This window comes from Rhodococcus sp. FG69, from assembly GCF_057808915.1.
The window spans coordinates 19322-38532 of record NZ_JBMDIX010000038.1 but is presented as its reverse complement, the minus strand read 5'-3'; the positions used below and the strand labels follow the sequence as shown (position 1 = coordinate 38532).

Below are 19211 nucleotides of genomic sequence, written 5' to 3'. Positions count from 1 at the left end.
CCCACCCTCGCGCATTAGGCTCGTTGTTTCGCGCAGTCTCGGTCAGTTGGGAGCAGGCAAGGTGTCGGAGAAGGACGAATCGAAACCGCGGGCAGACGAGCCCGCCACCGAGGCAATCCCGAAGCAGGGCGGCGCCGCGATGCCGACGCCGCCGAAGCTCCCGGAGTCGGTCGAAGCGAAGCCGGCTGCCACTCCCCCGGCAAGACCTAGCTCTGAGAAGTCGGATCCCCCAGAATCCACACCTGTTCCGTCCGAATCGCTTCCGGAGACGGCGGACGCGCCCACGCAGGCCGTCGACATCACGAAGCCCGACCGCAAGAAGACCGACCCCGCTGAGGCCGAGACAACCGCATTGCCGAAGGTGGTACGCGCCCAGCCCCGGGCCGTCGCGAAGCCGCCGGTCGGGCCGCGTCGCATCCCAGCACGTGGCGAGGACCCTCGGCCCCGCAGCTCTGCACAGCAAGCGAAACCGCTCAGAGTCGGCCCGACGCCAGAGCAGACGAAGCCGCGCAGCAAAGGCGGCCGCAGATGGATCGCGGCGCTGGCAGCAGCAGTATTGCTGTTCGCAGCCGTCGGCGTCGCGGGGTATCTCTATCTCTCCGGTGATCACGCCGACAACTCCCCGGACGCGCAGATCCGAACACAGGTCACGTCGTTCACGGAAGCGCTGTCGTCAGGCAATCTGGCGACGCTCCGCGCGTCGTCGTGCGGTGACCTGGCCGTGTACTACCGCGAAATCCCGGACGCCGAGTTCGCCGAGGTGCACCGTATCGCTGCCGAGCAGGGAAACATTCCCGTTGTCGACGGTATCGATGCCGTACAGATCACTGGCGACACCGCAATCGTGCAGGTCCTCGCGTACACCGCTGCGAATCCGAACGAGCGATCACCGCGAACGTTCGATCTGCGGCTCGAAGGCGAGGACTGGAAGGTGTGTAATCCGGAATAGCGGCTCCGCCGCCGATCCGGAATAGCGGCTCCGCCGCCGATCCGGAAGTGCGGCTCCGCCGCAGTGGCACGGTTAGGTGCACCATCACATACTTAACCGTGCCACTGCGCGGGACGCGCTATCCAGCAGAAACGCTGCGCCCGGCCGACTTCAGATCGTTGCATGCCTCGATGACGCGAGCCGTCATGCCGGCCTCGGCCTTCTTGAGGTAGCTGCGCGGGTCGTAGGCCTTCTTGTTGCCGACCTCACCGTCGATCTTCAGCACGCCGTCGTAGTTGCTGAAGAAGTGACCGGCAATGGGACGACTGAACGCATACTGGGTGTCTGTGTCGACGTTCATCTTCACGGTGCCGTAGTTCAGAGCCTCTTCGATCTCGCTCTTCGCCGAGCCGGATCCGCCGTGGAAGACGAAGTCGAACGGCTTCGATCCGGACGCAAGACCGAGCTTCTCCGAAGCCACGCGCTGCCCGTCGGCTAGCACGGACGGCTTCAGCTTCACGTTGCCAGGCTTGTAGACGCCGTGCACGTTGCCGAACGTCGCGGCGAGGAGATAGCGGGATCCTGCATCGCCCGCGCCCAGAGCCTCGACGGTCTTCAAGAAGTCCTCGTCGGAGGTGTAGAGCTTGTCGTTGATCTCGGCTTCGACACCGTCTTCTTCGCCGCCGACGACGCCGATCTCGATTTCCAGGATGATGCGAGCAGCTGCAGCCTTGGCGAGCAGATCCTTCGCAATCTCGAGGTTCTCGTCGATCGGAACTGCGGATCCGTCCCACATGTGCGACTGGAACAGCGGGTTGCGGCCGGCGTCGACGCGCTCCTGCGAAATCGCGAGCAACGGGCGGACGTACGTATCCAGCTTGTCCTTGGGGCAGTGGTCGGTGTGCAGCGCGATGGTGACGTCGTACTTCGCGGCGATCACGTGCGCGAACTCGGCCAGCGCCACCGCGCCGGTGACCATGTCCTTGATACCCAGGCCCGAGCCGAACTCGGCGCCACCGGTCGAGAACTGGATGATGCCGTCACTTCCCGCGTCGGCAAAGCCCTTGATCGCGGCGTTGATGGACTCGGAACCCACGCAGTTGATTGCCGGAAATGCGAATTGGTGTTCCTTGGCCCGGCCGAGCATCTCGGCGTAGACCTCGGGAGTTGCTATCGGCACGGCGTCATTCCTCCATGTGAAGAGATCGATTGTCCAGTGCAGTATGGCAAGTCCTAGCGCTGCGTGTCGCGGTACCCACCCACTTCCCCCTCGGCACCACCACTCCCGAACGTGACGAATCGGACATCGCCTTCGCGGCAGTTCACCAGCTGTTGTTCAGGTTGTCCCAGGTTCGGCCGGTAGGGTGGGCGCCGTGAGTCTTCTTGCTGCCTCGGAATCCGTGACGACAAACCTGGCACTTCTGCCAGGGTTTCTCGATCCGGTGAATCTGCTCAACTCGTTCGGCACCTGGGTGCTGGTCGGGTTGCTGCTCGTCGTCTTCATCGAATCCGGGCTGCTGTTCCCGCTGCTACCCGGTGACTCACTGCTGTTCACCGCTGGCTTGATCGCGGCATCGAAGTCCGACGAGATCCCGCCGTTCGCGTCGATCTGGGTGCTGGTCATCCTCATTCCGATCGCTGCCATACTCGGCGATCAGGTCGGATACTTCATCGGAACCAAGGGCGGCGCCGCCCTGTTCAAGTCCAACGACTCGAAGTTCTTCAAGAAGAAGTACATCGACGAGTCGCACGCGTTCTTCGAGAAGCACGGCCCGATCACGATCATCCTGGCTCGATTCGTGCCGATCGTGCGCACGTTCGCGCCCGTCGTCGCCGGCGCATCGAAGATGAAGTACTCGATTTTCCTCACCTACAACGTCGTCGGCGGCATCCTCTGGGGTGCAGGTGTGACCATGCTCGGCTACCTGCTCGGCCAGATTCAGTTCATCCGGGACAACGTCGACATCATCTTCCTCCTGATCGTCTTCGTCTCTGTGCTGCCGATCGTCATCGAGGTCGGCAAGCGCATGCTCAAGGCGCGCAAGACGCCACTGGCGGAAGCGACCGACGCCATCGAAGCGCAGCAGGATCCCCACTCCTAGACCGCGGAACTCTGCAATCGTGATTGAGTCGATGGGGCAGTTCGGCCCCCTTGCAACCGCCGGTCCGCTCGTCGTGTGGATCGTGGTGGTGACATTCGTGTTCATCGAATGCGCCGTCATCATCGGCCTATTCCTTCCCGGCGACTCGATGCTCATCACCGCAGGCATCGTCATGGCGACGCACGCGTCGGGCACAGCGCATGTGTGGGCTTTGTCAGCCGGCGCGATGGTCGCGGCGATCGCGGGTAACCAGGTCGGCTACGTCATAGGACATCGAACCGGCTCTACGCTCGTCGCACGTAAGAACGGCAAGTACCTCAACACCAAGAACTTGCACAAGGTCAACCTGCTGCTCGAAAAGCACGGGTTCTGGGCAGTCCTCGTGGCCCGGTGGATCCCCTGGGTCCGTACGCTCTGCCCGATGGTTGCCGGCGCAGCGAAGATGAACCACCGTCGGTACACCATCGCCAGCACCCTCGGCGCGATCATCTGGGCACCGGTACTTCTGCTCGCGGGCTTCTACTTCGGGAGCTTCCTCGAGATGGTGCCGTGGCTACTGCCCGCAGTCCTGATCGCGATGATCCTCCTTCTCGTCACCGGCACCGGCCTCGGCATCTGGCAATATCGCAAAGAGATGGCAAGACCCGCCGAGACAATCGAGGTCGAAGAGGTCGTCGAGTAACTCAGCTCTTGTGCCCGACGACGAAGATTCGCCGGAACGGGAACAGCGTTCCCGAGGATGTCGACGGATACGCGTCCCGAAGCAGCCGAGCGTACTGCTTCTCGAAACGCTGCCGCTGATCGTCATCGAGGACATCCAAGACCGGCCTAAGACCGGTTCCGCGTACCCATTCGAGCACGGGGTCCTCACCCTGCAGCACATGCACGTACGTCGTTTCCCAGGCGTCGACGGCCATGCCCGTATCGAGCAGCGCCGACGCGTACTGCTCGGCCGTATCGGTGCTGTCCCCGCCGCGAAGAACTCCACTCAGGAGTGGCGACCAGTCTTCGGAGTCGGCGAGGCCCCGCATGAGGACGTGCGACTGGGCGTCGAAGTTCCCGGGCACCTGCCACGCGAGGCTGCCCCCGGCATTCAACTGGGACGCCCAATCGCGAATCAGTTCTCGATGTCGCGGCACCCACTGCAGGGCCGCATTGGACACCACCACATCGACACCGGTCGCGTCGAACGCGGCGATGTCACCCTCGACTACCGTCACATTCGCCGGTAGTCGACTCGGCTGCTGGGCGACCATATCGGGTGAGGAATCGATCCCGACGATATTCGCCTCCGGCCACCGCTCCGCCAGTGTCGCGGTGTGCACCCCCGTGCCGCATCCGAGATCTACGACGTGCTTCGGTGACTCGTGCCGTATGCGGCTGACGAGCTCGAAATACGGCCGCGTCCTCTCGTCTGCGTAGCGCTGGTAGACGGTCGGATTCCACGAGGTTCCCATAACCCGATACCTTAGCTAAGCAATTGTCCAGCTGTGGAAGCCTGCGGCCGACACCGTGAACGCAGCCTCCATCAGCATCCACCCGCTCAGTTGGACGGCAAAGTCCCGCTCGGGCTCCGACGAGGACCGGACCGTTCCGCCACTGAAGGTCGCCACGGACAATCCCGGACCGGGCAAATGCGCCTGCGTCTCCCACGCCGCACCGAACAGCGGGTGGTCCTCCACCTCGAGGCGGTTCTCCCACGCTGCCTCGGCGGAGGCGAGCACGATCGATGCCGCCAGAGCGCGCGACGCCTGGTCCTCGTCGGTGTCGCCGGGCAGGTCGGTCGCAACGAACGCGAGATACCGGGCGAGAATACCGTTGAACAACCCGCCGTCACCTCCGCCGCCCCCGACGATGACGAGATCGCGACATAGCCGAGCCTCGACGGCCGCCACCAGTGCGTGTACTCGTTCGCGATGCCGAGCGTCGCCGAGCCGAACAGCGAGCTCGGTCTCGATGCCGAGCACGACACCCTGGCAGTAGCTGTACACCGCCCGATCGAGCACACCCGGGTCCCCGGCCGTTCCGCTCGATCGGATGCCGTCGAGTATCAGGCCGCTCTGACGATCCTTGAGCTTCGTGTCCATCCAGTCGGCCATCGCCTGCGCGCGCCAGAGTCGTCCCGTCCTCGCGAGAAGGATCGATGCGGGTCCGTTTGCCGGCGCGTTGAAGAAATCGTCGCCTTTACGCCACGGTATTCCGCCGCCCGCCCGCGGGGACCAGGCGTCGAACAACTCCATCTCGATCTTCTGAATCCCGGTCCGGTTACCCACCGAATGCAACCGCTGGGCACGTTCGAGTGCCAGACCGAGCCAGGCCATATCGTCGTAATAGTTGTTGGTCCAGCCGGTGATGTTTCGAATGCGGTGCGCACGAGCTATTTTCGCCAGTCGCCGACGACGCTTCGACGTAGGCTCACGACTGGCCGCATCGACTGCGCAATCGAGCAGATGCGCCTGCCACCAGTAGTGCCATTTGAGAAATAGGCGCTCGCGCCGCACAGGTGGCCATGCGACGACGCCGAGCGCCGTGCCCGGCAGGCCCCACAGCCGCCGAACGTGCCGCGCGAGAACCGCCCCCTCCGCCGCGTCAGCCCGCTGCGCCCATAGCTCTTGCATAACCTGAGATCCTGCCATCTGCGACTGGAGTCGTCACAAACAGTCAGGGCCAGGCCTGTGACAGATCAGCATGACGCCTGATCCACGAGTGCATCGCGATCCCGGCGGCGACGCCGGCATTGATGCTTCGAGTCGAACCGAACTGGGCGATGGAGACCGTCATGGATGCACCTGCCCGGGCATCGGCAGTCACACCGGGGCCTTCCTGACCGAACAGCAGCACACACTCGCGCGGTAGGTCGGCAGTCTCGATCGGCACCGATCCCGGCGTGTTGTCGACCGCCACCACGGTCAGCCTCTCGGCGCGAGCGTACTCGAGAAGATCTGCCACCGTCTCGTGGTGGTGGATGTGCTGGTAGCGATCGGTGACCATGGCACCTCGCCTGTTCCACCGTCGGCGCCCCACGATGTGAACTGCCTGCGCGGCAAATGCATTGGCGGTCCGAACCACAGTTCCGATGTTGGCATCGTTGCCGAAATTCTCGATGGCTACATGGAGCGGATGACGCCGGGTATCGATGTCGGCGACTATCGCTTCCCGCGTCCAGTAACGGTAGGCGTCGACGACGTTGCGACGGTCGCCCGCGTCGAGCAGGTCGGTGTCGTACTCCGAACCCAGCGGCCTTGGCGCATCGTGTTCCTGCTCCCACGGCCCGACGCCGTGCGGATGCTCGCCCCACTCGGTGGGACCGGAGCCCTCTCCCACGATATCGTTGCTGCTCAATAGATTTCGTTGCTGTCCGGAGCGATGCGGAAGCCGTGCCCGGTCTCGTCGTTGGTGCACGAGATACCGTTCGCCATGGATTGGCACGAGTAGCCGTCGGCCTCGATCGACTGACCCACCGCAAGCGGGGGGTCGATGGTCTCGCCACCCGAAGTGTAAACAGCGCCGCCGGAACACATGAACTCGGCCTCACCAGCGTTGGTGACTCGAATCCCGTTGCCCCAGCTGATCATGCAGTCCTCGGGCCTCGGCGGCACCGGCGCCGTGGTTCCCTGGCATCCTGCCTCGGTCCTGCTGGCGAGGGTGACGATGCCGCACTGGAACAGTCCGTCGGGTGAGGAGAAGTAATATGCACCGTCCAGCGCGGCGTATGTGGTCTGCGGCGTAGGGATCGGTTCGGGTTCGACGGGCGGAGGCGGAGGCGGGGCCTCCGTCGTCGTGACGGGCGTGGGAAGCTCGGTAGTGGTGGTCGGCGCAACCGTTGTCGTCGTAGTGGTGGGTGCGGCAGCGGTTTCTGCACCCGACTCGCTGCCACACCCGGACAGAACTGCCACGATCGCCACCGACGCCGCCACACGCTTGTTCACACGCGTTCTTGCCATAGAAAACCCCGACCCCACTTTCGCTCACCCGTACTGCTGAGCGACCCTACCGGCGTAGCCGGAACCGTGCCGTTGGCAGGCGGCTACTTGTGACTGAGCCGCCGGTTGACCTCGCGGGTAAGCCATGCCGGCGAGAATCGCGAGCCGAGCGAGAGCGCCTTGGACTGGATCCCGACCGGGAAGTGCACCTTGTGATAAAGCCGCTTCGACGGCCTGGTTGCGTCGAAGATCGCCTGAGACACGTCCTCGGCGGTGAGCTTGATGCCGAGCGAGTTGGTGGTGCCGGTCGACACGCCCTGCGTCATTGCGGTCTGGACGAACAGCGGCCACATCGCCTTCACCGAGATGTCGTATTCAGCCCATTCGAGGTCGAGCGCCTCGGTGATCCCCCGAACCGCGAACTTGGTAGCTCCGTAGGTGACCAACTCGGGCTGACCGTAGATGGCCGATGCCGAACAGAGATTGATGACCTGCGCACCTCGGGTGGCCTTCAGGTACGGGAACGCAGCAAGCGTGCCGTAGACGACGCCATTGAAGTTGATGTCGATCTGGCGCTTGTGGACTTCGATGGGCATCTCCTCGAAGCGCCCGGCAACCAGGATTCCTGCATTGTTGATCAAGACGTCGAGACGACCGTTCGCTTCGGCGTCGAACTCCTTCAGCCGCTCTTCCCACTGCTTGGGGTCGGTGACGTCGAGGATTCCGGTGACTACACGCCCCCCGGTCGAGGTGATCGCCTTGTTCAGCGAGGCCAGCCCCGTCTCGTCGATGTCATAGGCACCGACGAGGTAACCGGAACGGGCAAATTTGAGGGCAGTGGATCGTCCGATCCCGGCGGCAGCGCCGGTGATGAACACAGTAGGTGAGGACACTTCGACATGATAAGCGTTACCTCGATTATCGGTAAGCCCCTCGAGCACAATTTCGGTCTAGGCTGGAAAAGCCTCGAGGAGATTTCGGATGAACCACCAACGAACCGCGCGCGCAGTGGCCGTCGTCACTGCGGTTTATCTCGTCGTCCTCGTTGTCTGGATCGGTTGGTTCAGAGCCGCGGCACCACCGGACACACTCCCCTATCAACTTGCAGCGCTGGTCGCAGGCTTCGGTACCGCGCTGGGGTTGGCGATGATGGTTGCCAATCGGCGGACGGCTGAGCAACGCCGATTGGCGAGAAGCGGCGTCGAGGGGTGGGCCACCGTCGAAGAGGTTCGTCCGGTCGACGACACCCACACCGAACTGCAGATGCTCTTCACTATCCCTGGATCGGAATCGTTCGCGGGCCGTGTCGTCTACTCGATCCCGCCGGGAGAGAAGGCGCGGTTTCACGCCGGAGCGATCGTGCCGATCTTGGTCGACCCCTCGGACCGACACCGTGTACTACTTCTCCCCCGCGAGCCCCTCGACGAGGAATAGCTGGGCAAGCGCGTACGTCGCAAGGATCGCGCCTTCCGCCACTCGGCGATGCGACTCCCTGTCGAGAAACAGTCGCCGGAACACGATCAGTGCATCCGAGGCGGTGAACAGTATTCCGCCGAGTGCGAGCCTCGATCTAGGGTCCGAGCCAGGAACAACCACCCCCGCGACAGTGTCGGATCCCGGCGCGACCGCTCGGTCGGCGGCAAGGGTCGACATCGCGGCGAGGGTCAGTCCGTAGCCGGCAAGTCCTGGCGCCACTGCCGGTGACCTACGCGTCAGCAGCGCGGCGGCAGTGGCCCACCCCGCCAGCCTCGGGACGGCGTTCGCTGCAGTCGGCCTGGCACCGCGCTCGGCCAGCAACCAGCAGTAGCAACCTTGCATCACTGCGAAAGCCGTAGCGCCGCGAAGAATGCGGGCATCGTCGTCCGGATCGATCAACAGCACGTCGCCGACGGTGGCCGCAGTGAGCGCAACCCCGAGCGTCGACATTGGCCGAACTCCGCGCGCCGCCAGCGCCGGGACCATCAACGGCTTGGCAATTCGCTGCAGTCTCTCCGAACCGGTGACCGCCCCGAATACGGTGGCTGACGTCGCCCCCACGAAGGCGAGCCTGGACAGCGTCGAGCGATTCATCGGGCATCTCCGTAATTTTGCCGGGCTAACAATTGTGTGATGCTGGCCCCTTCTGCTTGTCCGCAGCCGAGCACCTTGTCACTGTTGAAAGGTAAACACAGGACACGGGAAGTAGGGACGACTATGCGCCGGAAGCACTCAGACCACGCCAAGGCGTCCAGTATCGACCCCCACATCGGTCACAATCCCCTGCTTCGCCGATCCGATCGCGCGCAGGCACGGACGAAGAGCATCGTCGTCACCTTGATGATTCTCATGCTCCCGCTCTCTGCATGGTTCGCGATGACCACCCTGTCCACCCAGATCGATCGAGTGTCCGAGCAGCAGCACTCCCGCCATTCCGTCACCGCCACGACGACGGCCGAGGCCAAGGCCACGGCGCTCGCGCAGTCCGACGTCAGCGTCCAGACAACCACGGCTGTCGACGCGACGTGGACATATGCGGGCGTCGAGCACCAGGGTCAGGTCTCCGCCGTCAGCGGATCCCCTGCAGGCACCGAGACCGCCATCTGGGTGGACGACAACGGAGTCCGTTCTATGCAACCACTCACACACGGCGACGCCGTCGCAGCCGCTATGTTCACCGGAATCGGCAGCCTCCTCACGGTGACCCTCCTCCTCTACGGCATGTACGCCGCATACCGCTTCCACCTCGACAATCAGCGCGAATCCGAATGGGATCTTGCGATCAAGAACTTCATGGACGAGAACAGCCTGAGCTGACCCGGCTCGGCGTGACCGGGCCCCAGGTGACCGAGGTGACCGGGCCCCAGGTGACCGAGGTGACCGGGCCCCAGGTGACCGAATGAGTCGTTCGCGCACTCAGAGTGACCGAAACAGCCGTTCGCTCCGGGCCGGCCCACCCCAACAGCCACTCGAGTCACGGCAACACCATCAGTCACACTTCCATAACCAAACAGACGACAAAGGTTCAAATACCTAACGGTCGGTTACGGTCCTTGAAGCACAAGTACGTGTGCCTCACTAAAAGCATTTCCGGATCGGGACGGAGGTGTCGGTGGCGCGAGCCACCACGACCGAAGGGCTAGAACATCCATGTCGCAGAAGTCGATTGCTCGATCACGGCGGACCCGCCTCGCTGCAGCCGGAGCTGCACTTGCACTGTCGTTCGCTGTTGCAGGACCGGGAACAGCATTGGCCCAGGAAACACCCACACCGGAGAGCGTCGTCGAAGAAGCTCCCCCTGCCGACGATTCGACCGGTGAGTCCGGGGCGCCGAGTGCTCCCACCGAGAGCGCCGCGGAGACACCGGATCCGCTGGTGGTCCCCAATGTGATCGTTGCCGAAGGCGGCGCCGCTGCTGCTCCTGCGCCCTCCGCTGAACGCCCGCTCCCGCAGGTCACGGGCGGAGTGGTCGTCAACGCTGACGGATCGGTCACGTTCAATGTCGACGTCGTTCCTCAACTGTCCGATGCCGAGAAGGCAGCTCTGGCTGCGGCAGAACAGGCAACGAAGGCGGCGACCGACGCGTCGGTGGCAGCGCAGACTCGATACGACGCAGCAGTCGCCGCCGCCGCAGACACGACCGAAGCGTCGGCAAAGGCAGAGGTCGACGCTGCGGCCGCCGCTCTGGAGGCAACGAAGGCGACCCAGGCCGCGGAAGCTGCCAAACTCGACAGCATCACTGCGTCCGGACTCGCCACCAAGGCCAAGGAGGAAGCCGCAGCGGCCGACAAGACCGCAGCCGATGCGAAGGCCGCAGCGGACACCGCGGCCGCGGAGGCAACGGCTGCCGACGCGAACGCCACGAAGCTGGAGGCCGACGCCATTGCCGCCGGAACCCCCGAAGCGGTCGAAGCAGCAGCCGAGGCTCGCGCCGATGCGAGCGCAAAGGCCGAGCTTGCCGCCTCCGCCAAAGCTGATTCCGATGCAGCGACACAAGCCGCACGCGATGCCTTCGACGCCTTGCCCGCCGCATTCGAAACTCTGAATGCAGCGAAGATCAATACCGCCGTTCGTGCGGCAGCAGCAGCCACAGCCAAGGCACTGTCACTGGCAGTGGAAGCACGAAGTGCTGCAGCAATCTCCGCCGCCGCCGAGTCCACCGCACTGGACCTCGAAGCAGCGGCTGCAACCTCGACCGACGCAGCCACCGAAGCAAGCAAGGCAGCCGAAGAGGCAAGAACCGCAGCGGATGCGGCGGCAGCCGACGCCGCAGCCAAAGCGACGGCCGCCGAGGACGCAGCGTCCGCTGCCACCGCCGCGGGCGATGCATCGGCGGATCTTCAAACCAAGTCCGACGACGCAGCTACTGCACTTGCAGCCGCCGAGACTGCTGCCGACGCGGCAACCGCCAAGGCGGACGAGCTCGCTGCTGCGGCACAGGACGCGAAGGATGCGGCCGACAAGGCAACCGCAGACGCAGAAGCTGCAAAAACTGCGGCAGCCGAAGCGAAGACCAAGGCTGACGCCGCAGCGACGGCCGAAGCAAACCTGAAGGCCGAGGCCGCAGAACTCGCTGCGAGCGGTCCGAAGTTCAACTGGACGATCAACCTGGGCAACGCTGTTCGCGAGAACGTCGACGTCACCGAGGTCGATGACAACACCGTCGTCGTCGACGAGACGGGTGTTCGACTGGTCGGTGTCTCGAACGACGACGGATCCTTCACCGTGGTCGACTACTTCACGACCAACGAAGACGGTGTGACCGTCGCCGCGGGTGAACTGCCTGCCGTCGACCTGGCACTCGGTGATTCGTCTGCGGCCGCAGACAGCGACAGCGGATCGAGCAATCTGCCCGCGATCCTGATCGGTGCGGGAGTGGTCGGCGTCGCTGCCGTCGGTACCACCGTCTACCTGCGTCGTCGTAACTCGTCAGATGCGGCTTCGTAGTTTCGCGGTCGCTCTGAGCGTCGCGTTGCTGGTATCGGGTTGCGCGAGCGAGCAACTCGATAGTGCACCCGCGGATCGATCGCCGGTGGAGTCACGAATTTCGGTGACGCCACCGGCCCCCGTCGCCGCGGCACAGCCCGACTGGATCGAACTGAGGTCGGCCGATTCGGTGACGTACATGAGCAACGAGATAAACCCTGGCGGGCTCTATCGCGGTGGTGAGAGCGGGCAGGTTCTGAACCCGGTCGACGAGCGTCCGGCATGGTGGGCCGAGAGTGGTCTGCCGGGATCCGACACCCAGCAGACCGTTGTGGTTGTGGGACATAACTATTCGACGCGCGATGCACCTTTCAGGGCGCTGAGCGTGACGCAGCCCGGCGATCAGGTCGTGCTGTCGACACCGTCCGGTGTTCTGCAGTACTCCGTCGAGACCGTCGGACCGCTGCCCAAGGGTTCGTTGTTGGGCGACAACGAGCTTCGTCGCTCCGTACCGGGGCGATTGATTCTCGCCAATTGCGACGTTCGCGACGGGGAACCCACGGACGACAACTACATCGTCGTCGCTCAGTTGCAGTAGTCATCTGGTCCCCGTGGGCCTCCGGCCCAGTGGCGCGGTTGAGTGCATCCCAGAACACTTAACCGCGCCACTGGGGGCGGAGCCCCCCACAGGGCGCCAGCGACGCTACAGACCTAGATCCGCCAGCCCGAGGAGCGAGCGGTACTCGAGCCCCTCGGCGGCGATGACATCGTCCGCACCGGTTGCTCGGTCCACAACGGTTGCCACCCCGACGACCGTCGCACCGACGTCGCGCAGCGCCTTGACCGCAGTGAGCGGCGAATTGCCAGTTGTAGTGGTGTCTTCTACCACCAGAACACGCTTCCCGACGACGTCGGGACCTTCGATCTGACGCTGCATCCCGTGCGCTTTCGCAGCTTTGCGCACGACGAAACCGTCGATCGGCCTCCCCGGTGCGTGCACGATCGACAGTGCGACGGGATCCGCTCCCATCGTCAACCCGCCGACGGCATCGAAATCCCAGTCGGCGACGAGGTCGCGCATCAGGGAGCCGATCAGCGCGCTCGCGCGATGATGAAGCGTCGCACGTCGCAGATCGACGTAGTAGTCGGCTTCGTTGCCGGAGGACAACGTCACCTTGCCGTGTACGACGGCGAGCTCTCGAACCAGCTCGGCCAGTTCGGCGCGCTGGGCACTGTCGGCCATTGTGGTTCCCTTCGGTCGATTCCGTGGATGAATCTACCGACCGCATTCCTTCTCGGGCTATGCGGGCACATCCTCCGGCTGCCCGTCGGCGACGAGATCGACATGTTCGACGAACGGTTCGGGGGCGGAGACCTTCAGTGCTTTCGCCATCGGCTTCGTTGCGAACGACGTGCGGAGCTGAGCGAGCTTGTATGCATTGTCGTTGTACACCCGGACTGCGCCAGCGATGCGCTTCTCGGTCGTTTCCAGATCTCCTGCAGGTCCCTGGAACGCCCAGTTGGATCGGAGGCTCGGATGCGTGTCGGACTCCGACAGTACGGCGTGCACAGCCGCCGACAGTGCGTTCTCGGCCGCGGCTTGCGCTGCGAGACCGAGTTCGCGTTCACGCACTGCCTTGGACCACGAGCGTGCACCGACGAGTTGACGCACAAGGGACTGGTCCAGATCCGAGGACTCGAGTGCCGCGATGAACGGTTCCAACTGCCCATGACGCCGCTCGAGCTCGACCGTCACGAGCTCCCTGCTCGCGACGGTGTTCGAGCGGTAGCGACGCACACGCCGTTCGACACTCGCCGCGTACGCGAGAACTGCAAGGACGAGGATCGCCGCAATCACGAAAACAGTCACAAGGTCTGAATTTAACGGCACTATGCGGAACTCGCCCGGAGGCTCGCCCGTGAGAACGGATTCTCGTTAAGTTCGTCCGCGCCCCCGACCGACCAGATTTGTCAGCTTGCGCACCGCGCTCTTGGGTATTTTCGTCCCGACCGCAGTCAGTATTTTGTACTGGGCACCGGGAACGCTGATGACCTTGCCTTTGCCCAGGTCGCGCATCGATTCGCGCACGACCTGCTCGACGTTCAACCACATGAACTTCGGAATCGAGGACATCTCGATGCCCGCGCGCTCGTGAAACTCGGTCTTGACGAAGCCGGGGCACAACGCCTGCACCTGAACACCGGTTCCGGCGAGTCCCCCGGACAGTCCCTCGGAGAAGGAAACGACGTAGGCCTTCGACGCCGAATAGGTCGACCCGCGTCCGGCCAAGATGCCCGCGACGCTGGCAACGTTGACGACCGTGCCTTTGGCAGCTGCGACCATCGACGGCAGAGCGGCACGCGTCAACTGCATCACCGCGGTGACGTTGACGTCGAGCTGGGATTGCAGGAGGTCTGGCTCAGCCGTCCAGAATTCGCCCGCCGTCCCGAATCCGGCGTTGTTGACGAGGAACTCGACGCCCCGATGCAGCCGTTCCGCAGTCGCATCACGTCCCGCCTGCGTCGAAAGATCCGCGGCAATGATCTCCGAGTCGGCGCCGAATCGAACCCGCAGGTCGTCAGCGAGCGCCCGCAACTTCAGTTCGTTTCTGGCGACAAGTACCAGGTCGTAGCCACGTGCGGCGAGGTGGGTTGCAAAGCCCGCTCCGAGACCTGAGGTAGGACCGGTGACAAGGGCAACCGGACGGACGGTGACAGGGGAGGCTGGTTCGATCGGTTCGGCGGTCATGGAACTGTAGGCTACGGCGTTTGCCGGTCGTTCTGCAGACCCGCCGCGACGAGGAGAATTCAGTAGTCGGTCGGGCGACGGTCCGCATCTCGGGTGATCGGAGTCGGACGATTCTGAGGCTCGACCCGCGACGGCGGGGCAGGTCGTGTGCCTGGCCGTGAACCGTCGCGACGAATACCCGCATCGCGCGCTTGGTCGGGTTCCACGTGGCCTGGGGCGGGGCGGCCATCGTCGGGGACGCTTCCACCCCGTCGTCGCGGCGTTGCGTCCATGTCGGAGCGTCCGGCAGGAGTCTGCGAACGACGGCCCTGCCGCGGTGCGTCGACCCTGCCCGAACCGGCGGATGCGCGAACGACGGGCGGAAGCACGTGCAACATCCCCGACAGCCTCGCGACGGCGTCGATCGCGGCGTCCCAATCTCGACCGGTGCTCCCGAGGGGCAAGGAACCGAGGGTCCAGTCGTTCTCGCTCCAGATCAACGACATCTTCGCCGGAACGGATTCGGTGAACGCAGCCATTCGCTGGTCGCATACTCGACGGGCTACATCGGTGTCGGTTGCGAACACGACACGCGGCCCGATCGACCCGAGAAGCTCCATGTCTGGATCCCGCGGCGGAGGTGTCGACTTCAGGCGCAGATCGATGTCCACGTCGGAACCGACCGGGCGCTGTACTGCGACGATAGTCGCGAGCTCCTCGACGTCGAAGAGTACGAACTTCTCCCCACGCCGAACACCGCGCACGAGATCGAGCGCCGTGGTGTGCTCGGGCTTGGCCAACGCCGCGCGGCTGAATCGAAGGACGATCTCGTCGTCGTCGGCAGAGTAGGTGTAGCCCTGGGCCTTCGCCCACATCTGACGCACGCGTCCGACTTGGTCTCGACGCGAACGATCGATATAGAGAAGGGCGACCGCGCCCACGAGAGCGATCGCTGCAAGTCCGAACCACATAGCCGTCATCGATCGTCAGCTTATAGCGTCGACGGTCGAAGCCCGCGGAACGACCCGGGAGCGCCTATCCCCCGAGGTCCGGCGTTTCGACGATGACATCGGCGGTGATCGTGCCGTCCTCCATCGGGCTACCGTTCACCACGACGAGCGAACCCACTTTCAGCGACGAGACATCGAACCCCGACAGCGACAGCACCTGAGTCTGCGGGGTGACGAGAACCGTGACCGGTGCACCGTCGATGCCCTGTATCGACAGAGTCGAGCCGTCGATCGCCGTGATGGTTCCGATCGCGGCTCCGGACTCACCGAGAATCTCGGGGATCCCACCCGGCACCAAACCCCCTGGAACCGACGGTGACACGGACGGCACCTGACTCGGCGGCACCGTCGGTAGCGGCGCCCGCGACGTCGACGAGGGACCGAGCGCGGTGGCCGGCTCCGACTCCTGATTGGACAGGACGAAAAAGCCCGCCAGCACGACTACGGCCAGCGCAGCAAGGGCCACCAGCGCAAGTAGCCACTTTCTGGAGGAATTGCCGCCCGATCCCGGATCTTCGGAAACGTACGCCGTCTCGCCTGTGTAGTTGGGGGGCTGTCCATAGTTCTGACCTGCATAGTCCTGACCTGCATAGTTTTGACCCGTATAGCCCTGATCTGCGTAGTTCTGATTCGCCGCGTAGTGCTGATTCGGGTCGTACGGCGGCATAGCCTGCGTCGGGTTCGGCTGGCCGTACTGGGGCTGACCGTACTGCTGTCCCGACGGATACTGCTGTCCCGACGGATACTGCTGTCCCGACGGATACTGCTGGGGCTGACCGTACTGCTGGCCCGAGGGATACTGCTGGGTCGGCTGATCCGGCAGCGGCTGGGAGTCCGGGTATGCCTGCCATGTCTCGGTCGGCTGGTCGGACTCTGGACGATCGGGCGGCGGGTTCGCCGTCCCGTCGTCCCACGGCCGTTCGCGCGGATCTTCCGGATAAGTCATGTACCGAGGGTACGTCCCCGCGGTCGTGGCGCGCGGTGGCCGAACCCCACTATTGCGCGGCAACAGGCACGTTGTCGCGCAATAGTAGAGCGGTCTGCTAGCCCAGGACCAAGCCGTCTCCATCGGGGCTGACGTTCACCGACACGACATCTCCGTCGTGAACCTTGCCTGCCAGCAACAGCTTTGCCAACTGATCACCGATGGCCTGCTGGATCAGCCTGCGCAACGGACGAGCACCGTAGAGCGGGTCGTACCCGCGGGCCGCGAGCCACAACTTCGCCGACGAGGTCACGTCGAGAGTCAGCCTGCGCGTCGCCAGCCGCTTCGCCAGCAAGCCGAGTTGGATGTCGACGATCGATTCCAGCTGTTCCTCCGATAGCGAGTCGAACACCACGACGTCGTCGAGTCGGTTGACGAACTCAGGTTTGAACGCGCGCCGGACAGCGTCCATTACCTCGTCCTTCGATCCGCCCGCACCGAGGTTCGAGGTGAGGATCAGGATCGTATTTCGAAAGTCGACCGTTCGGCCCTGGCCGTCCGTCAGCCTGCCTTCGTCGAGCACCGCCAGCAGGATGTCGAAGACATCCGGGTGGGCCTTCTCGACCTCGTCGAACAGCACCACGGTGTACGGGCGCCTGCGCACTGCTTCGGTGAGCTGACCGCCTGCCTCGTACCCGACATAGCCCGGAGGGGCCCCGACGAGCCGTGCGACAGCGTGCTTTTCGCTGTACTCACTCATGTCGATCCGGACCATCGCTCGTTCGTCGTCGAACAGGAAATCCGCAAGCGACTTCGCGAGTTCGGTCTTGCCGACGCCGGTGGGACCGAGGAACAGGAAGGATCCCGTCGGACGGTTCGGATCGGCGACGCCTGCACGAGACCGCCTGACGGCGTCGGACACCGCTTGCACGGCATCCTTCTGGCCGACGACGCGCTTACCCAGCTCGTCTTCCATGCGCAAGAGCTTGGCGGTCTCGCCCTCCAGCATCCGACCTGCGGGGATACCCGTCCATGCTGCGACGACATCGGCGACGTCGTCCGGGCCGACCTCTTCCTTGAGCATGACGTCGCCCTGCTTCGGCGAGGCTTCGGTCTTCTGGGCGAGTTCTTTCTCCAGCGTCGGAATGCGCCCGTAGCGCAGCTCTGCTGCTTTGCCCAGGTCGCCGTCTCGCTCGGCGCGCTCGGACTCGCCGCGGAGGTTTTCGAGCTCCTCCTTGAGAACTCGCACCGAGTCGATGGCATTCTTTTCGTTCTGCCAGCGAGTACTGAGCTGGTTCAGCTTCTCCTGGCTGTCGGCCAGCTCGGCTCGCAGCTTGTCCAACCGAGCTTTCGACGCGTCGTCGGTCTCCTTCTCGAGCGCCATCTCCTCGATTTCGAGACGACGGACCGCCCGCTCGACTTCGTCGATCTCGACGGGACGTGAGTCGATCTCCATCCGCAGCCTCGACGCAGCCTCGTCGACCAGGTCGATTGCCTTGTCCGGGAGGAACCTCGAGGTGATGTAGCGATCGGACAGTGTCGCGGCCGACACCAGGGCGGAGTCCGTGATGCGGACACCGTGGTGCACCTCGTAGCGCTCCTTGAGACCACGCAGAATGCCGACAGTGTCCTCGACAGACGGTTCACCGACGTACACCTGTTGGAATCGGCGTTCGAGCGCGGCGTCCTTCTCGACGTATTTGCGGTACTCCTCCAGGGTCGTCGCGCCGACCAACCGCAGTTCGCCCCTGGCGAGCATCGGCTTGATCATGTTGCCCGCGTCCATCGCCGACTCGCCGGTCGCGCCAGCACCGACGATCGTGTGCAACTCGTCGATGAATGTGATGACCTGGCCCGCGGAGTTCTTGATGTCGTCGAGCACGGCTTTGAGCCGTTCCTCGAACTCGCCGCGGTACTTGGCTCCCGCGACCATCGAACCGAGATCGAGCGATACGACGGTCTTGCCGCGCAGGCTCTCCGGCACGTCACCGGCGATGATGCGTTGGGCCAGACCCTCGACGATGGCGGTCTTGCCGACGCCGGGTTCACCGATGAGAACAGGGTTGTTCTTGGTACGGCGAGACAGAACCTGTACGACGCGTCGAATCTCGGTGTCGCGGCCGATGACCGGATCGAGCTTGCCTTCGCGCGCTTGAGCGGTCAGATCGGTGCTGTACTTTTCCAGCGCCTGGTAGGTGCTCTCGGGGTCTGCACTGGTGACGCGGGCGCTGCCGCGAACCGTCTGGAAGGCGTCGCGCAATTCGCCGGCACTTGCACCGCGGCCGGTGAGGAGCTTCGCGACGTCGGAGTCGCCCGTCGCAAGACCGACCATCAGGTGCTCAGTGGAGACGAACTCGTCGTCGAGTTCGGTCGCAAGGCTCTGAGCAGTGGTGATCGCGGCGAGCGCTTCGCGCCCGAGCTGCGGGGTTGTCGTCGATCCTGTGGCGGAGGGAAGGCGATCGACCAGTGTCTGTGCTTCACCGCGCACCGCAGCTGGATCGACGCCGACAGCCTTCAACAACGGAGAGGCGATGCCGTCGGTCTGATCGAGCAACGCCACCAATAAGTGCGCCGGACGGATATCCGGGTTTCCGGCCGCGGATGCGGCCTGCAGAGCTGCGCTGAGAGCAGCCTGTGTCTTCGTGGTGGGTGTGAAACTGTCCACCGGTCACCTTCTTTCAACGGAGAAGAAC

At 64.2% G+C, this 19211-nt stretch carries 21 protein-coding genes; 8 read left to right on the top strand and 13 right to left on the bottom strand.

The features are described from left to right. Positions 1 to 46: 46 nt before the first annotated feature. Entirely contained in the window at positions 47 to 949 is a 903-nt protein-coding gene (locus tag ACODSO_RS23760; protein WP_489039127.1) for an Rv0361 family membrane protein, read from the top strand. 118 nt (positions 950 to 1067) lie between these two features. On the opposite strand, the gene fbaA is transcribed toward ACODSO_RS23760, so the two are convergent. Beyond that, positions 1068 to 2108: a class II fructose-bisphosphate aldolase gene (gene fbaA, locus ACODSO_RS23755; protein WP_068373458.1), complete on the bottom strand. Its 1041-nt coding sequence runs from the start codon at positions 2106 to 2108 to the stop codon at positions 1068 to 1070. A 29-nt stretch (positions 2109 to 2137) separates the two neighbouring features. On the opposite strand from fbaA, the gene ACODSO_RS23750 reads away from it, so the two are divergent. The 3 genes from ACODSO_RS23750 to ACODSO_RS23740 are packed head-to-tail and all read left to right on the top strand — an operon-like array spanning position 2138 to position 3712. Continuing rightward, a complete protein-coding gene (locus ACODSO_RS23750; protein ID WP_489039126.1) occupies positions 2138 to 2305 on the top strand; it encodes a hypothetical protein in 168 nt (55 codons plus the stop codon). Then, positions 2302 to 3030: a VTT domain-containing protein gene (locus tag ACODSO_RS23745; RefSeq protein WP_489039125.1), complete on the top strand. Its 729-nt coding sequence runs from the start codon at positions 2302 to 2304 to the stop codon at positions 3028 to 3030. The genes ACODSO_RS23750 and ACODSO_RS23745 overlap by 4 nt, the downstream gene beginning before the upstream one ends. A 31-nt stretch (positions 3031 to 3061) precedes the next feature. Continuing rightward, positions 3062 to 3712, top strand: coding sequence for a DedA family protein (locus tag ACODSO_RS23740; protein ID WP_489039153.1), 651 nt, complete (start codon positions 3062 to 3064; stop codon positions 3710 to 3712). Between the two features lies 1 nt (position 3713). On the opposite strand, the gene ACODSO_RS23735 is transcribed toward ACODSO_RS23740, so the two are convergent. The 5 genes from ACODSO_RS23735 to ACODSO_RS23715 form a co-directional block, all read right to left on the bottom strand. After that, positions 3714 to 4487: a trans-aconitate 2-methyltransferase gene (locus ACODSO_RS23735; protein ID WP_489039124.1), complete on the bottom strand. Its 774-nt coding sequence runs from the start codon at positions 4485 to 4487 to the stop codon at positions 3714 to 3716. 15 nt (positions 4488 to 4502) lie between these two features. Next, on the bottom strand, positions 4503 to 5648 hold the full coding sequence (locus ACODSO_RS23730) for a glycoside hydrolase family 76 protein (RefSeq protein WP_489039123.1): 1146 nt from the start codon (positions 5646 to 5648) through the stop codon (positions 4503 to 4505). 43 nt (positions 5649 to 5691) lie between these two features. Then, on the bottom strand, positions 5692 to 6354 hold the full coding sequence (locus tag ACODSO_RS23725) for a TrmH family RNA methyltransferase (RefSeq protein ID WP_489039122.1): 663 nt from the start codon (positions 6352 to 6354) through the stop codon (positions 5692 to 5694). 14 nt (positions 6355 to 6368) lie between these two features. Then, positions 6369 to 6974, bottom strand: coding sequence for a DUF6636 domain-containing protein (locus ACODSO_RS23720; protein WP_489039121.1), 606 nt, complete (start codon positions 6972 to 6974; stop codon positions 6369 to 6371). Positions 6975 to 7057: 83 nt separating this feature from the next. After that, complete coding sequence (locus tag ACODSO_RS23715; protein ID WP_489039120.1) at positions 7058 to 7846, bottom strand: SDR family oxidoreductase; 789 nt, start codon at positions 7844 to 7846, stop codon at positions 7058 to 7060. An 88-nt stretch (positions 7847 to 7934) separates the two neighbouring features. Between ACODSO_RS23715 and ACODSO_RS23710 the strand changes: the two genes are divergently transcribed. Next, a complete protein-coding gene (locus tag ACODSO_RS23710) occupies positions 7935 to 8387 on the top strand; it encodes a hypothetical protein (protein ID WP_489039119.1) in 453 nt (150 codons plus the stop codon). On the opposite strand, the gene ACODSO_RS23705 is transcribed toward ACODSO_RS23710, so the two are convergent. Continuing rightward, positions 8352 to 9023, bottom strand: coding sequence for a lysoplasmalogenase family protein (locus ACODSO_RS23705; protein ID WP_489039118.1), 672 nt, complete (start codon positions 9021 to 9023; stop codon positions 8352 to 8354). The genes ACODSO_RS23710 and ACODSO_RS23705 overlap by 36 nt on opposite strands. A 123-nt stretch (positions 9024 to 9146) precedes the next feature. Here ACODSO_RS23705 and ACODSO_RS23700 point away from each other — a divergent pair, with 123 nt between their 5' ends. The 3 genes from ACODSO_RS23700 to ACODSO_RS23690 all read left to right on the top strand — a co-directional run bounded on the left by ACODSO_RS23700 (position 9147) and on the right by ACODSO_RS23690 (position 12453). After that, positions 9147 to 9746, top strand: a complete 600-nt coding sequence (locus ACODSO_RS23700; RefSeq protein WP_489039117.1) for an Rv1733c family protein — start codon at positions 9147 to 9149, stop codon at positions 9744 to 9746. Positions 9747 to 10079: 333 nt separating this feature from the next. Continuing rightward, entirely contained in the window at positions 10080 to 11876 is a 1797-nt protein-coding gene (locus tag ACODSO_RS23695; protein WP_489039115.1) for a hypothetical protein, read from the top strand. An 85-nt stretch (positions 11877 to 11961) separates the two neighbouring features. Beyond that, the gene (locus ACODSO_RS23690) at positions 11962 to 12453 is read left to right on the top strand and encodes a class F sortase (RefSeq protein WP_489039114.1); all 492 of its coding nucleotides are present in this window, start codon (positions 11962 to 11964) and stop codon (positions 12451 to 12453) included. Positions 12454 to 12558: 105 nt separating this feature from the next. On the opposite strand, the gene pyrE is transcribed toward ACODSO_RS23690, so the two are convergent. From pyrE to clpB, 6 genes are all read right to left on the bottom strand, one after another. Beyond that, entirely contained in the window at positions 12559 to 13098 is a 540-nt protein-coding gene (gene pyrE, locus ACODSO_RS23685; protein ID WP_338886663.1) for an orotate phosphoribosyltransferase, read from the bottom strand. Between the two features lie 57 nt (positions 13099 to 13155). Then, positions 13156 to 13725 (bottom strand): LemA family protein, encoded by a 570-nt coding sequence (locus ACODSO_RS23680; RefSeq protein ID WP_489039113.1) that lies wholly within the window; start codon positions 13723 to 13725, stop codon positions 13156 to 13158. A gap of 66 nt (positions 13726 to 13791) precedes the next feature. Continuing rightward, positions 13792 to 14604: an SDR family NAD(P)-dependent oxidoreductase gene (locus tag ACODSO_RS23675; RefSeq protein WP_068373520.1), complete on the bottom strand. Its 813-nt coding sequence runs from the start codon at positions 14602 to 14604 to the stop codon at positions 13792 to 13794. A 59-nt stretch (positions 14605 to 14663) separates the two neighbouring features. Continuing rightward, positions 14664 to 15554: a hypothetical protein gene (locus ACODSO_RS23670; RefSeq protein ID WP_489039152.1), complete on the bottom strand. Its 891-nt coding sequence runs from the start codon at positions 15552 to 15554 to the stop codon at positions 14664 to 14666. Positions 15555 to 15618: 64 nt separating this feature from the next. Next, entirely contained in the window at positions 15619 to 16539 is a 921-nt protein-coding gene (locus tag ACODSO_RS23665; RefSeq protein ID WP_489039112.1) for a DUF5666 domain-containing protein, read from the bottom strand. A 97-nt stretch (positions 16540 to 16636) separates the two neighbouring features. Continuing rightward, positions 16637 to 19183 (bottom strand): ATP-dependent chaperone ClpB, encoded by a 2547-nt coding sequence (gene clpB / locus ACODSO_RS23660; RefSeq protein WP_489039111.1) that lies wholly within the window; start codon positions 19181 to 19183, stop codon positions 16637 to 16639. Positions 19184 to 19211: the final 28 nt, after the last annotated feature.